The sequence below is a fragment of the Rhodobacter ferrooxidans genome (assembly GCF_000176015.1).
In the GTDB taxonomy this organism is placed as follows: domain Bacteria; phylum Pseudomonadota; class Alphaproteobacteria; order Rhodobacterales; family Rhodobacteraceae; genus Pseudorhodobacter_B; species Pseudorhodobacter_B ferrooxidans.
In genome coordinates this window covers 45,831-60,285 of the sequence record NZ_ACYY01000012.1, presented here as the reverse complement: position 1 = coordinate 60,285, position 14,455 = coordinate 45,831, and the positions used below count along the sequence as shown (strand labels likewise).

General features: G+C 62.1%; 13 protein-coding genes. 4 read left to right on the top strand and 9 right to left on the bottom strand.

Annotated features, from left to right (window positions below; genetic code table 11):
• The first annotated feature begins 527 nt into the window (after positions 1 to 527).
• The 4 genes from RSW2DRAFT_RS10105 to RSW2DRAFT_RS10090 all read left to right on the top strand — a co-directional run bounded on the left by RSW2DRAFT_RS10105 (position 528) and on the right by RSW2DRAFT_RS10090 (position 3,940).
• Positions 528 to 809, top strand: coding sequence for a metal-sensing transcriptional repressor (locus tag RSW2DRAFT_RS10105; RefSeq protein ID WP_008030594.1), 282 nt, complete (start codon positions 528 to 530; stop codon positions 807 to 809).
• A 132-nt stretch (positions 810 to 941) separates the two neighbouring features.
• Positions 942 to 2,189, top strand: a complete 1,248-nt coding sequence (locus RSW2DRAFT_RS10100; protein ID WP_198008091.1) for a cation diffusion facilitator family transporter — start codon at positions 942 to 944, stop codon at positions 2,187 to 2,189.
• Between the two features lie 9 nt (positions 2,190 to 2,198).
• Positions 2,199 to 3,506, top strand: coding sequence for an MFS transporter (locus RSW2DRAFT_RS10095; RefSeq protein WP_008030592.1), 1,308 nt, complete (start codon positions 2,199 to 2,201; stop codon positions 3,504 to 3,506).
• Between the two features lie 2 nt (positions 3,507 to 3,508).
• Positions 3,509 to 3,940 carry a YqaA family protein gene (locus RSW2DRAFT_RS10090; RefSeq protein WP_008030590.1) on the top strand — a complete coding sequence of 144 codons (432 nt, stop codon included), beginning with the start codon at positions 3,509 to 3,511 and terminating at the stop codon, positions 3,938 to 3,940.
• A gap of 5 nt (positions 3,941 to 3,945) precedes the next feature.
• On the opposite strand, the gene RSW2DRAFT_RS17460 is transcribed toward RSW2DRAFT_RS10090, so the two are convergent.
• The 9 genes from RSW2DRAFT_RS17460 to RSW2DRAFT_RS10045 form a co-directional block, all read right to left on the bottom strand.
• Positions 3,946 to 4,674, bottom strand: coding sequence for a UTRA domain-containing protein (locus RSW2DRAFT_RS17460; RefSeq protein WP_008030588.1), 729 nt, complete (start codon positions 4,672 to 4,674; stop codon positions 3,946 to 3,948).
• Positions 4,675 to 4,677: 3 nt separating this feature from the next.
• A complete protein-coding gene (locus RSW2DRAFT_RS10080) occupies positions 4,678 to 5,649 on the bottom strand; it encodes an oligopeptide/dipeptide ABC transporter ATP-binding protein (RefSeq protein WP_040672001.1) in 972 nt (323 codons plus the stop codon).
• Positions 5,650 to 5,656: 7 nt separating this feature from the next.
• Positions 5,657 to 6,679, bottom strand: a complete 1,023-nt coding sequence (locus RSW2DRAFT_RS10075; RefSeq protein WP_008030585.1) for an ABC transporter ATP-binding protein — start codon at positions 6,677 to 6,679, stop codon at positions 5,657 to 5,659.
• Positions 6,676 to 7,569 (bottom strand): ABC transporter permease, encoded by an 894-nt coding sequence (locus tag RSW2DRAFT_RS10070; RefSeq protein WP_008030583.1) that lies wholly within the window; start codon positions 7,567 to 7,569, stop codon positions 6,676 to 6,678. Before RSW2DRAFT_RS10070 ends, RSW2DRAFT_RS10075 begins: the two co-directional genes overlap by 4 nt.
• Positions 7,566 to 8,507, bottom strand: a complete 942-nt coding sequence (locus RSW2DRAFT_RS10065) for an ABC transporter permease (RefSeq protein ID WP_008030579.1) — start codon at positions 8,505 to 8,507, stop codon at positions 7,566 to 7,568. The genes RSW2DRAFT_RS10070 and RSW2DRAFT_RS10065 overlap by 4 nt, the downstream gene beginning before the upstream one ends.
• A 24-nt stretch (positions 8,508 to 8,531) precedes the next feature.
• The gene (locus RSW2DRAFT_RS10060) at positions 8,532 to 10,079 is read right to left on the bottom strand and encodes an ABC transporter substrate-binding protein (RefSeq protein WP_008030578.1); all 1,548 of its coding nucleotides are present in this window, start codon (positions 10,077 to 10,079) and stop codon (positions 8,532 to 8,534) included.
• A gap of 666 nt (positions 10,080 to 10,745) precedes the next feature.
• Complete coding sequence (locus RSW2DRAFT_RS10055; protein WP_050786803.1) at positions 10,746 to 13,070, bottom strand: heavy metal translocating P-type ATPase; 2,325 nt, start codon at positions 13,068 to 13,070, stop codon at positions 10,746 to 10,748.
• A gap of 162 nt (positions 13,071 to 13,232) precedes the next feature.
• On the bottom strand, positions 13,233 to 13,619 hold the full coding sequence (locus RSW2DRAFT_RS10050) for a DUF302 domain-containing protein (protein ID WP_008030575.1): 387 nt from the start codon (positions 13,617 to 13,619) through the stop codon (positions 13,233 to 13,235).
• Positions 13,620 to 13,827: 208 nt separating this feature from the next.
• Positions 13,828 to 14,331: an EF-hand domain-containing protein gene (locus RSW2DRAFT_RS10045; RefSeq protein WP_008030571.1), complete on the bottom strand. Its 504-nt coding sequence runs from the start codon at positions 14,329 to 14,331 to the stop codon at positions 13,828 to 13,830.
• Positions 14,332 to 14,455 lie beyond the last annotated feature (124 nt).

The following is a 14,455-nucleotide window of genomic DNA, read 5'->3' as shown; positions in this document are numbered from 1 at the left end:
GGCCCACCCCGGTCAAGTCCAGATGCGACCGCAGACTCAATGGACAGGTCTTCGGACTGTTCACTTGGGTTTGGATGTTCGGCGCGAGGGATTACCGCAAAGCTCTGATGTTCATGGTCCGTGGCGTCATGGGAAGCGGATCCGTCGCCACTGAAGTCGTGTGAGTGACCATGAGCGAGATCCTCGGCAGCAGCAGCCACCGCCTCGGCATAGGCACCCGGGCCGTGAGTCTTGATTGTGAACAGCGGCGCGATGAGCAAGGCGCAGATAACAGCAACGGACCAGAAAACTCTGGCCCAGCCTGGTCTTGTTCCCAATTGCGCACTTTTGCCCGACACGCCTGCTCGCCTATTGACGTTTTTTCCCTCTCCCGAGGTTTCCAAACCCTTACAGCAACATCGAAAACGCATCAAGGCGACCGCTGCAAATTGAGCATCTGGGGTCGGTGAAAGCCTCCTGGCCTGAAGTCGACCCTTGCAATGTGAGTTGGTCGGCCCTAGTGCTATCCCCTCCAGGGGGATAGGATCATGACGAGCGACGCACACACCCACACCGGTCATCCCGAAATCATCAAGCGCTTGCGCCGCGCCGACGGGCATTTGCGCTCCGTGATCCAGATGCTCGAACAGGATAGACCCTGTCTCGACATCGCCCAGCAGCTTCTCGCTGTAGAGAAAGCCATCGTTCAGGCCAAGAAGGCGCTCATCCACGATCACATCGACCATTGTCTCGATGCGATCGCAGAGCCGTTGGCCAAAGGCGACCGGGCGCAGATCGACGAGTTCAAGTTGATCGCCAAGTACCTGTGAAAGGGACACCACATGAAATCGTTATTGTCTTGGCTCGGATATGGGGACGGCGACCACGTTCTTGGTGGCCACGGACACGGCCATTCCGGGGGGCATGACCATGGGAGCGGGGGGCATGGTCACACGCACGGTGTGATCGACCCGACCATCGCCACCACGAGCCGCGGTATCTGGGCGATAAAATGGTCGTTCGTGATCTTGGCACTAACGGCGGCGACGCAACTGGTAGTGGTCATCATCTCGGGCTCGGTCGCCCTGCTTGCCGATACGATTCACAATGTCGGGGATGCGGTAACAGCAATTCCGCTCTGGGTCGCCTTCATGCTGGCGCGCCGCAAGCCTTCGCGCACCTTTACTTACGGTCTGGGCCGGGTCGAGGATCTTGCCGGGCTGTTCATAGTGGCGATCATTCTCTTTTCGGCCATTGTCGCGGGCTACCAATCGATCTTGCGCCTCATTGACCCGCAACCGATCACGCATCTTGGCTGGGTCTTGGCAGCCGGTGTCATCGGGTTTTTCGGCAACGAGGCGGTCGCCGTTTTTCGCATCCGCGTAGGACGCGAAATCAATTCGGCCGCCCTGATCGCCGATGGCTATCATGCCCGCACCGACGGATTTACTAGCCTCGCCGTCGTTCTGGGAGCCCTCGGTATCTGGATGGGATTTCCGCTGGCCGATCCGATTGTTGGATTGGTGATCACGGCAGCCATTTTCGTGATTGTCTGGCAATCCGCACGGGCCGTGCTGACCCGCATGCTGGATGGCGTTGAGCCGGACATCCTGAACGAAATCGATCACGTCGCCGAGCATGTCGCAGGGGTGCAGCGTGTTCATGCGGTGCAGGCACGCTGGCTGGGCCACCGGCTGCACGCAGAAATGTCCGTCCAGATCGATGAGACATTGCCCCTGGCTGACGCCTTGCGGATCGTTGATCACATGCGGACAGAACTCTTCGCACATCTGCCGGTCCTGTCGCAGGTCTCGATCCGGATCGAAGCGCCGGCGCATGACAGCACCGGTCATGCTGCCGCGCTGCACCATTCTGACGCACATTCGCACCACCATGCACCAGAACCGTTCCGGTTCGAAACCGGGCTTGCTGCGGGTGTGGTAGAGATTGTGGATACGCCAGGTGGTGAAAGAATGCGCCTTACGCTGGCGCGGCATGTCGAGGGACTATCGGCAAAGGTGGTGATTGATCGCCCCGATGGCCCGGAAATTCTTGAGCTTATGCCGGACATGGACAACCACCACAGATTGACCAGCCATGCCGTGCCTGCCGAGCCGCATGAGTTCAACGCAACGCTCGTGTTGACCGCGAATGACACATCCGAAACCCTTCCGTTCCGCATGGTGGAGCCGGACGGGCATCACCATTGAAAGCCACACATGCTTAAAACGTTAAAAAACCCGACCTTTCGCCACCTCTTTGCCGCACAGATCGTGGCGTTGGTGGGCACAGGTCTTGCGACTGTGGCACTTGGTCTTCTGGCTTGGAAGCTCGCTGGTGACAACGCGGGTGCCGTGCTCGGCACCGCCCTGGCAATCAAGATGGTGGCCTATGTCACGCTGGCCCCGGTAGCGGCCGCCATCGCCGAACGCTTGCCGCGCCGGGCCTTTCTGGTGGCACTGGACCTGATCCGCGCGGCCGTCATCGCCTGCCTGCCTTTCGTTGATCAGGTCTGGCAGATTTATGTGCTGATCTTTTTCCTCCAAGCCGCCTCGGCTGGATTCACGCCTGCCTTCCAGGCGGTGATCCCCGATGTCTTGAAGGATGAAGACGACTATACCAACGCTCTTTCGCTGCTACGTCTGGCCGAGGATCTGGAACAACTCGCCTCGCCCATGATCGCGGCGCTTCTCTTGACCGTGGTCAGTTTTCCGGTGCTGTTCGCCGGCACCGTGGTGGGCTTTGTCGCCTCTGCCCTTTTGGTGGTCACAGCGCGCTTGCCGGGTCGGGCGCAGGTCGAACCCGGTCATTTCTGGGCCGATGTGACCAAGGGCATCCGCATCTACACCCGAACGCCGCGCCTGCGCGGTCTGATGGTGATGGAGGCAGCCGTCGCTGCCGCCGGTGCGATGGTCTATGTGAACACCGTGGTTCTGGTGCAGGCCCGGCTGGGTTTTGGCGAGGAATCCGTGGCGCTGGCCTTCGCGGGTTTTGGCGCGGGGTCGATGCTGGCGGCGTTCCTTCTGCCCCGCATCCTTGACCGGCTGGCGGACCGCCCGGTGATGATCGGAGGCGCCGCCCTCATGGTCGCGGGCGTGGCGCTGGTGCCTCTGGTGGGCAGCCTTGCCGTGCTGATCGCGCTTTGGGCGGTTATAGGCTTTGGCTTTTCGCTGACGCAGACGCCCATTGGCCGCATCATCAACCGTTCTGCGCGCGAAGCTGACCGGGGCGCTGTGTTTGCCGCGCAGTTCGCGCTGTCGCATGCCTGTTGGCTGGTGACCTATCCGCTGGCGGGCTGGATCGGCGCAGGGGCGGGGCTGACGGCTGCGGCCCTCGTTCTTGCCGGGATCGGCTCGCTTGGGCTTGTGGCCGTGTTGCGCATCTGGCCGACGCAGGACGCCAGTGAAATGGCGCACGACCACCCGGACCTGCCACCTGATCACCCGCATCTGGCCGAACATGGGCCCCATCACGCTCATGCCTTCGTGATCGACGATTTGCACCGCCGCTGGCCACGCGCGGCCTGATCATGATCGAGCTTGGTGGTTTGTTTCTGGCAGCCTTTGCCGCCGCCACGCTGATCCCTGCACAGTCCGAGGCGGTGCTGGTTGCTTTGATCCTTTCAGCGAACCAACCGGTCTGGCTGCTTCTGTTGGTTGCAACGGTCGGCAACGTGCTCGGCTCTGCTGTGAACTGGGCGATGGGGAGGTTTCTCATTCGCTTTGCCGGCCGCCGCTGGTTTCCAGCATCCGTAACGCAGATCGATAAGGCCACAGGCTGGTATGCGCGTTGGGGACATTGGAGCTTGTTGGCCTCGTGGGTTCCCGTGATCGGCGATCCCTTAACCCTTGTCGCCGGCGTGCTGCGCGAACCATTCGGGCGATTCTTGCTGATAGTTACCTTGGCCAAAGGCGGTCGGTATCTGGCGCTTGCGTGGATCACACACGGCCTAGCAAGCTGACGGGATCAGGACGACGGTCCAAATCTAGCTGTCAGATCAAAGGCGTCACCACGGAATACCTGCTTGGCAATCGTCAAGGTTTCCTCACCGCGCCACGTCCTCCTCTCGACCAAGAGGCACGGCATACCAATGCTGATCTCAAGGCAGCGGGCTGTTAATGGATCGGCGGCGATTGCTGCAATCCGATGTTCGGCTTCTGTCCAGGGCACATGTCCCAGCAACCAAGGTCCGGGCGGTTCGGTTCGAAAATCCGCCTCTGCTGCACCGGGCACAGCATCGAGAAAGATGTGCCGGTCCTCGATAAGAACGGGACTGTCATCTGCGTGATGGATAGAGCGGACGAAGCGGCTTTGGCCCAAATGATGTCCTTCGGACCCCAAATGCACGCAGCAGGGCGGGCGCAGTTCATCGAGGACGGCTTGATAGCCATAGCGGGCCCCGCGCGCCTCGATGTTGGCGCGAATGTCTGGGATCGTCAGCACACCTGCGTGCATCTTTGGCCGGGCGACGCTGGTGCCCGCGCGGCGATTGCGGATGATCAGTCCTGTTGCTGCAAGTGAGGCCATCGCCTTGTTCACCGTCATCCGTGAACAGCTATAGCGGGCCATCATTTCCGTTTCCGTCGGAAGACGATCGCCTGGCTTTAACTCGCCAGACAGGATGCGTGCCTCCACCTCGGCCCGAATACGGGCGTGCAAGGTTGCCGGACGTGTATCGGGTGCGTGGTCGTGCATGCGTCAGATCATGGCATGAATGTTTGCGTCGGCAAGGTGGCAGGCAGCAGCTCCACCATGCTGCACGGCCCGAAGGGCAGGCTCCGTTTCGCGGCAGCGTGGTTCGACCACCGGGCAGCGCGTCGAGAACCGACACCCAGGCGGCGGATTGCGCGGGCTGGGTGGGTCGCCCGCCAGCAGGATGCGCGGACGTGTCGCTTCGATCCGGGGGTCGGGCGAGGGAACGGCGGAGAGAAGCGCCTGACTGTAGGGATGGGCGGGGTCGGCGAAGAGAGACTTCGCAACCCCTTCCTCGGCGACGCGACCCAGATACATGACGGTAACGGCCGAACAAACCTCGCGGACGATGGCCAGGTCGTGGGCGACGATGACGATGGTCAGGCCCAGCTGTGCCTGAAGCCGGGCGAAGAGGTTGACAATCTGCGCCCGGACGGACACGTCCAGCGCCGACAGCGGCTCGTCGCAGATCAGGACCTGTGGCGATAGCGCCAGCGCCCGGGCAATAGACACGCGCTGCCGCTGCCCACCTGATAGCGAGCGCGGCAAACGGTCCAGAACCGTTGCCGGCAAGGCCACGAGGTCGAGGAGTTCAGCGACACGCGCCCGGCGGGCTTTCGCATCGCCGACGCCGTGGATCTGCAGAGGTTCCTCCAAGGTTTGGCCGACAGTCTGGCGGCGGCTCATGCTGCCGAGCGGGTCCTGGAAGATGAACTGCACGGCGCGAGCAAAGCCCTTGCGGTCGGATCGCGCCCAGTCGGAACGGTCGCGGCCTAGGATCTGCACTTGCCCCTCCGTGGCACTTTGCAGCCCGATCAGCGCGCGGGCGAGCGTGGTCTTGCCGCATCCGCTTTCGCCGACGATGCCGTGGAACGCACCTTGCGCGACGGTCAGATCAACGCCATCGACCGCGCGGACGAGGCCTGCAGCGGTCTGGAAGTGGACCTTGAGGCCCTTGGCGACAATTGCGTCGGTCATTGGGGCATCAGTCATGGGTCACGATCCCCTCGGCGGCGATGACAACGGGACAGGCGACGCGATGCGGCACCGAGCCTGCGCCCACCTTGACCAGCGGCGGGCGGTGGGTTCGGCACTGGGGCTGGACCAGTTCGCAGCGATCGGCAAAGCGGCAACCGGGTTCCAGCTGCGCTTGGTTGGGCGGAATGCCGGGGATTTCCTTCGTACCCGTCGCGTTGTCGCTGCGGAAGTCGGGGACCGAGGCGAGAAGCCCGCGGGTGTAGGGATGCACGGGTGCTGTCAGCACATCGATGGCGCTGCCCTCCTCGGCCACCTGGCCTGCGTAAAGCACAGCCACGCGGTCGGCGAGCACCGACACTGCGCCAATGTCATGGGTGATGAGGATCACTGCAATGCCGTCCTCCTTCTGGATCTGGCGGATCAGAGCGAGTATCTGCGCCTGCACCGTGGCATCCAGCGCCGTTGTCGGCTCGTCCGCAATCAGCACCCTTGGCCGTGCCGCCAGCGCCAGTGCGATCATCGCGCGTTGCAGCATACCTCCAGACAGCTCATGCGGATATCGATCATAACGATCCTCGGGATCCGGGATGCCGGAACGCGCAAGCAGCGATACCGCTTCCTTCCGAGCCTCAGTCGCCGACAACCCGGCAAAGCGGCGGGCCTGTTCGGCAAGCTGCGGGCCGATTTTCAGCATCGGGTTAAGTGCTGACATCGGGTCCTGAAAGATCACGCCAAAGAAACCGCCGCGCAGCCGGCTGAGGTCGGTGGGCGACATGGAAAGAATGTCCTTCCCATCCGCCCGTGCCGTTCCGCGCAGGTCGACTGCAACGCCTTCAGGCAGGAGTCCCAACGGCCCCAGGGTCATCACCGTCTTGCCCGAGCCGCTCTCACCGACAATCGCCAGTGTCTCTCCCGGAGCCACATAAAACCCCGCCCCATCCACGGCGCGGACCGACACTGTCGGTGTGTAAAGGTCGATCACCAGCCCTTCGACCTCGTAGATCGGCCCATTCTGGCTATGCCGGCTCATGCCTCCACCTCTTTCCGGGCAGCGTCTTCGGCAGCGCGGGCGGCCTTCTTGCGGGCAAGGAAGCGTCCTCGCACAGCGCGGGGCACCTTTTGCAGGGCGAAGGCCTCACCCAGCAGGTTGAAGCTGACGACAACGGCGGTCAGCGCCAAGCCCGGTATGATCACCAGCGCCGGGTTCTCTTCGATATAGGACATGCCATCGACCAGCATCTGGCCCCACTCGGGCGTGGGCGGAGCGACGCCCAGACCCAGGAACGAGAGCGTGGCAATTGCCAGCACCAGCGCACCCGCATCGGCGCTTGCATAGACCACAACCAGCCCCAGAACATGCGGCAGGATGTGGCGCGTGAAGATCCAGATATGCGACGCCCCCATCACGCGGGCCGCCTCAATATAGGGCTGCTGAAGTTCGGCCACCACGACCGCACGACTCATGCGAGCGTAGTTCGCCCACCAAGCCAGCGTCAGGGCGACGATCATCTTCCAGTAATCGCTCATCCAACTGAAATTCTCGCCCGAGAACACGCCCATCAGTGCAAGCGCAATAACCAGCGAGGGCAGTGCCAGCGCGATGTCGATGACCGAGATCAGCACCAGTTCGGTCTTGCCGCCGACATAGCCGGCAAAGGACCCGATCACGACGCCGATGGCCAGTGCCGCCACCAGAACGAAGGCCATGGCCACCAGCGACGTGCGCGCGCCACCGATGATGCGGCTGAACATGTCGCGGCCAAGATAGTCGGTGCCCAGCCAGTGCGCGCCCGACGGCCCTTTCAGCAGTGCGCTATAATCCTGCGAAGCGGGGTCATGCGTCATGATCCAAGGTGCGAAAAGGCCGATCAGGACAAAGAGGAGTGCGGGGGCAAGGATCGCCCAGGGCCAGTTTTTCATGCTTTCCTCGGGCGGCGGAGACGGGGATCTGCCAGCATCGCCAAGACGTCGACGAGTAAGTTGATCGAGACAAAGAACACCACGAACAGCGTCAGGATCGCCTGCATCCCGATGAAATCCCGAAACCGGATCGCCTCGATAAAGAAGGCACCTACGCCGTTCAGGCCGAACACCCGCTCGACCACAATGGCGCCGATGATCATCAGCGTGAACTGCGCGCCGAAGGTGGTCATGTAGGGGATAGCGATGTTTGGCAGAGCTTCACGCAGCAAGACCGCGCTGCGGGTCAGGCCCTTGGCAAAACCCGTGGTTGCGAAGGGGCGCGACATGGTGTCTTGCAGATTCACGCGCACGACGCGCGCCAGCACCGAAGCCGGGAAGAGCGCGATGGTGATCCAGGGCAGCAGCCAAGAGGTCAGGCCGGCTACACCGAAGGTCGGCACCATCCCGAGCCAGACCGAGAACACGATCACCAGCATAGCCGCGACGAAGAAGTTCGGGGTCGAGGCTCCGACCAGAGCCAACCCGTGCAGCACCCGGTCGACAATGCCGCCGTTCGACGCAGCCCCGGCGATGCCCATCGCCAAGGACAAAACCAGCGCCAGAACCCCGCCGCCCGCCAGCAGCGCGAGCGTCATCGGAATACGCTCGGCGAATTCCTCGGCCATCGGCTTGCCGGTCCGCAGGCTGACTCCGAAATCCCCGGTTAAGGCATCCCCTAGCCAGCGCGCATAGCGCACTGGCAGGGGATCGTTCAGGCCCAGATCATCGGCGATCTTGGCGATCATCTCGCCATCTGCGCCCGCACCCGCTGCCCGTTCGGCAATAAGGGCTGCCACGTTTCCGGGGGCGGCTGTAACCAGCCAAAAGGTCAGCGCCGTCGCCGCCAGCATCAGAAGGAGGGCAAGCCCCACTCGCCGCATGAACATGCGTTGCATCGAATTCGCCCTCCTTGGGTCAGGTCAACCCAGCGTGATGCCTTTGAACGGCAGGTCATAGTCCGTGGCCGGCAGGGTGAAACCTTTCACCCGCGGGTTCACGGCCCACAGCCGCTGCGTCACCACCAGCGGGCAGGCCGCCGTGTTGTCGCGCAACCAATCGTAAACTGCCTGCATCGCGCCTTGGCGGGAATCGCCTCCGGTTTCCAGCGCGGTCGCCACCAGTGCATCTAGATCGGGATGGACATAGATCTTGCCATCCGGGCCGGTATCCGACGCGGTTACGAAGGACGCTCCAAGCGAACCATGCGGATCGTAAGGGGCCCCGTAAGTCGCGAAGAAAGTCAGGTCATAGTCGAAGTTCGGGCGACGCTCGTGCATTGTGGCGTTATCGACCGTCTCGATGTTGGTCTTGACGCCCACCTCCATCAGCATGCCCTGAATCATCTCGGCGATCCGGCGCGACCCGGGGAAGGATTCTTCGGAGACGAGGAAAGCGATCTCCAGCGCCGCCCCGTCCTTTGCCCAGCCCGAAGCGTCACCCGTCCAGCCGCCTGCCGTCAGCGCGGCCTGCGCAGCGGCCACATCGCGCGCCGGGACCGGAGTGCGCGCTCCAGCAGTTGGCACGGTGGTCGGGAAGATGTCTGCGGTCGGGTCCGCATAACCTTCGAACAAAACCGTCGCCACGGCTGCCCGGTCAATGCCCATAAAGATCGCATCACGCACGGCCTTGTCCTGCATCATCGGCGACTTCGGCGAAAAGCCGAGGATCGTCGTCGCCGTGCCCGGCTCGGCCACGATGGTCATGCCTTCGCCCTCCAGCGCCTTGGCGCGGCGCGGCGACAGGGCCGCGACCCAGTCGCCGCCGATCACGTCCAGCTCGCCAGCTCGCAGCGCGTTGGCGCGGGCCAGTTCATCCGGCACCACTTTCAGTTCCATCCGGCCAAAGGCGGGCTTTTCGCCCCAGTAGGCATCGTTGCGCACCAGCACGGTTTCGGTCGAGGAGTAGCTCTCCACGATCCACGGCCCAGTGCCAATCGGCTGGCCCGCCGCCGCCTTTGGCGACAGGAAGCGGACCGGGCGCACGATTGTGAGTTCCAAAAGCGCCGCCGGAACTGGACGCTTCAGCTTGACGGTGATCTTGTTCGGCGCGTCGATGGTGATGTTGTCATAGTTATCGGCAATCCCGATCCACGAGAAATCGGCCACTCCCATCCAACGTTTCAGGTTCCATTCGGCTGCAGTTGCATCAAACGGGGTGCCATCCGTGAAGCTGACACCCTCGCGAAGATCAAAGCTGATTGACAACCCATCCTCCGCAATCGTCCAGGCCGTCGCCAGACCCGGCTCCAGCGCGCCGCCGGGGCCATAGTGGATCAGCGCGTCGAATACGGCAGAGTAAGAGGAGAGCGTCGAGACGTTCTGCAACAGGTCAAGATCGCCCGTCTCGCCCGCGATGGCGACGCGCAGCGTGTCGGCATGGCCATCGGCATGGGCAACCCGCGGCAGGACGGACAGGAACGACAATCCCGCCGTGGTGGCAAGGAAGGAACGACGGTCGAGCTTCAGCATGACTTACCCCTGTTGGTTGGTTTTGGGAAAGCCTAGCAGGGCGACCAATAATGTATAGATGAAAACTCTCGAGGGGCATCATCCTTACCGAGAAGTTGGTCAACTCGCCAAATTATCTGGCACATTGGTTGTAGGTTGGCTGCTGTCAGCACAAAATCCTGCCTTTGCACACCCCATTCAGTATTTGTCTTTACCAGTCACCGACCCTAGGAGCCCCTTCCCCCGTCCATGGCCAAAGGTGCGAATACAAACCCCCTTGCGATCGTTTGACACGATCCTCTCCGCCATGAACGCGCTTCCATATGATCGCGGTTGCCGATCGATGATGACCCGCTGAAGCCTGCCGCAGGCATGATGCGGAAACCGCTCCGCCGGTTTATGCCAGTGGTCACACTTGCGAAGTGCGGTCACTACGCAGCTCTTGCGTTGGTGACACTCTCACTCGCTTCATTTACCCTAAGTTCCCCAAAGAGAATGTTCTCGTCAGAGGGGACCATGGCTGGGTCAGAGGCTATCTTTGCGGTCTGGTCGCATGTTTTTCTCGAAGCCAGTTCCGATATAGCTGATGGAGGTCAACTGGCTCTCTACAAACAAGCCCTCCTCGGCGTTATGCGTGATCTGGCATGCCTGTTCCCAAAGGTTAAGATTTCCTGCCATCTCCGGTCTTCATAGCTCTACCCGCCGAAGACGCAGCGCATTGGAGATGACGGAGATCGACGACAGGCTCATCGCTGCTGCCGCAATCATGGGCGACAAAAGAAGTCCGGTGACCGGATAAAGCAGCCCGGCTGCGATCGGTACGCCAAGTGCGTTGTAAGCAAAGGCAAAGAACAGGTTCTGCTTGATATTGCGCAAGGTAGCCCGAGCAAGTTTGCGCGCCCGGACGATGCCCATCAGATCGCCGCCGAGCAGCGTGATGCCCGCGCTTTCCATCGCGACGTCAGCCCCAGTACCCATGGCGATGCCGACATCTGCCGCCGCCAGTGCAGGCGCGTCATTGACGCCGTCGCCGGCCATGGCGATCTTGTGACCTTCACGGCGCAACTGGTCGATCAGGTCTTTCTTGGCCTCGGGCAACACTCCCGCACGCACCTCATCTATGCCCAGCTTGCCCGCGACCGCTTGTGCGGTGCGTTCATTGTCGCCGGTTGCCATGATGACGCGCAGCCCCTGAGCGTGCAGTTCCTTTATCGCCTGTGCGGTCGACTCCTTGATCGGATCTGCGACGGCGACGATACCTGACAGCACACCGTCGACAGCGATAAACATCGCGGTCTTGCCCTCTTCGCGCAGAGTGTCCGCCTGTGTCTCCGCGCGTGCAGTGTCCAAGCCCATTTCCTGCATCATGGCCGCGTTGCCAAGCGCAACCGAGCGACCTGTGACCTTGCCGCGAACACCCTTGCCGGTGACCGCCTCGAAATCCGCTGCTTCTTGCCGGGACGCCCCCTGCGCGTCAGCCCCCTCGACAATGGCTTCGGCAAGCGGGTGTTCGGACCCACGTTCCAGCGCCGCCGCCAGTGACAAAAGGTCTGTGACGGCCACGTCCCCAAGCATCACCGTATCGGTCAGTTTGGGCTTTCCCATCGTTAGTGTGCCCGTCTTGTCGACGATCAGCGTATCGACTCCTGCCATCCGCTCCAGCGCCTCAGCGTCTTTGATCAGCACGCCCGCCTGAGCGCCGCGTCCAGCCGCCGTCGTAATCGAGATTGGGGTGGCAAGACCCAACGCGCAGGGGCAGGCAATGATCAGCACCGACACCGCCGACGCGATGGCAAAGACCAGGGCTGGCTCGGGGCCAAAGATCATCCAAGCCGCAAAGGCCAGTAGTGCGATCCCAACTACGGTCGGAACGAAGATTGCGGACACCCGATCCGCCAGCCCTTGGATTGGTGCGCGCGACCGGCGCGCGTTCGACACCATGGCCACGATCTGAGCCAAGACGGTGTCTGCGCCAACCTTGCCAGCCTCGATGACAAGACTTCCGTTTTTGTTGATGGTGGCGCCGGTCACCGCATCTCCCGGCCCTTTTTCGACCGGCATCGACTCGCCGGTCAGCATGCTTTCGTCCAAGGATGAATGACCTTCGATGACCACGCCATCGACTGGCACAGCGTCGCCGGGGCGCACGCGCAGACGGTCGCCCTCCATGATGTTTTCCAGCGGCGCATCATATTCGGTGCCGTCCGGCAAAATGCGCCGCGCGGTCTTCGGCGCGAGGTCGAGAAGCGCGCGGATCGCATCGCCGGTGCGTTCGCGCGCCCGCAGTTCCAGCACCTGACCAAAGAACACCAGCGCCACGATCACCACCGACGCCTCGAAATATGTGCCGACGCCGTGGCCCATCTGGTAGGCCTCGGGGAACAGATCGGGCAGGAACACCGCAAAAAGGGAATAGATGTAGGCCGCCGCCACACCAAGGCTGATCAGCGTCCACATGTTCGGGCTGCGGTTCACAACCGAATTCCAGCCGCGCAAGAAGAACGGCAGTGCAGCCCAAAGGACCACCGGCGTTGCTAACACAAACTCGAGGTAACCCGCCGCCTGATGCCCGATCCAATCGCGCACCGGCAGGCCAACCATCGGCCCCATCGTCAGCATGATCAGCGGTACCGCCGCGGCAACCGAGATCCGCATGCGGCGGGTAAAGTCGGTCAACTCGTGGCTGGGCTCGTTCGAGGGCAGCATCGGCTCCAGCGCCATGCCGCAGATCGGGCACGAGCCGGCCGCATCGCGGATGATCTCGGGGTGCATCGGGCAGGTATACTGGACGTTGACCGGGGCAACTTTCTTACGCCCCGCCGCCCGGCCGGAGGCATAGAACCACGGATCGGCCTGAAACTTCGTCTGGCACTTGCCAGAGCAGAAATGGAAGTCCTTGCCGCCAAACGCCTCGGTCCGAGTGTCGGGTTTCAGCGTGACGGTCATGCCGCAGACTGGGTCGATGGACGTTAGCCCGGTGCCACTTTCTGGAACGCCTAGGCCCTCGGGCATATCCGGGTCTGGATGGGCGTGGCTGCTGTGCAGATCGGTGGGTTTCATAGCGTTCTCCTATCGCGGTCGGCGCCGCGTGAAGGCAGATGCAAAGGCCTACCGACTCGCGATGCTCCTTCCCATCATTGGAAGGTCAAGCGAAGATTGCGGCTGCACGTGCAATCAAATTGCCGCAACAACTTTGGCCAGCAGGTCGCGCACCTGACCTGCGACGGCATGCAATGCGGGATTGTCGATGGCCTGCATCGACGCCACCGGATCAATCGCACTGACCTCGACCCCGCCTTCGACCTCGCGCAGGATCACGTTGCATGGCAGCATCGCACCGACGCGCGGTTCCATCCCAATGGCTTCCATCGCCATCTTCGGGTTGCAGGCCCCTAGAATGCGGTAGGCTGGGATATCCACGTCCAGCTTCTTCTTCATCGTTGCCTTGACGTCGATTTCGGTCAGTACACCAAAGCCGTTTTCGGACAGCGCGGCACGCGTCCGGGCATCGACCACGTCAAAGTCCGCGCCAATGATCAGGCGGTTGATCGTATAGTCCATCGGGTTTCCCTTCCGCTATTTGCGCAGGTATTTGACCAGCGCCGCAATCGCGAGGCCGACCAGCACAAGGATGACGATCATCCAGAGCCAGCCGAAGCCCATTCCAAATCCCATACCGTAGCCGTTCATAGTCATGGCCTCCTGATCTGTGTTGGGATTCCTCCCACTAACCGGAGCTTCGCCCAGTCAGCGGGAGAAAAAAGGTGGGTCAGTCGTTGTCCATCATGCCTTTACCCATGCCCGGCATGCCGCCTTGCTGTCCGCCCATGTGGCTTTGCATCATTTCTGCCATGGCGGCCATTTCAGCCTCCGTGACCTGTGCGTCACCGTCGGCGTCGTGCATCTGGAAGGCACGCACGGTCATCGGTCGGGTGTGGGCCGCATGCATCACCGCGAATTCCTCCAGCGACAAAGTACCGTTGGCGTCGGTGTCGTAGGTCTTGAGTTCAGCCTGAATTCCGGCTGTCATTTCCTCGGGGCTGAGCGTGCCGTCTTTGTTGGTGTCGAACGTGGCCATGGCATAGCTCTGGCCGCCGGCCATCATTCCCATGGCGCCACCCATCATGCCGCCATGCTGGCCCATCATGCCCATGCCTCCGTCCATCATGCCATCATGCTGCATCTGACCCTGCTGGGCGACGACCGGCACGGCGACAGCGGCTACGCCAAGGGCGGCAACGGTAGCGAGGGCGAATTTTGTCGAACGTTTCATTCTGTCTCTCCTGGATCAAATTGCGATGGGTCCAATCTGGGAGCGAGGTGTCCCACAGGTTTGTCAGGGCGACGCCTGTTTTGTATCAAGCTGTCGCAAGCAGAGGTCCTGAGAGAGGTTTGCG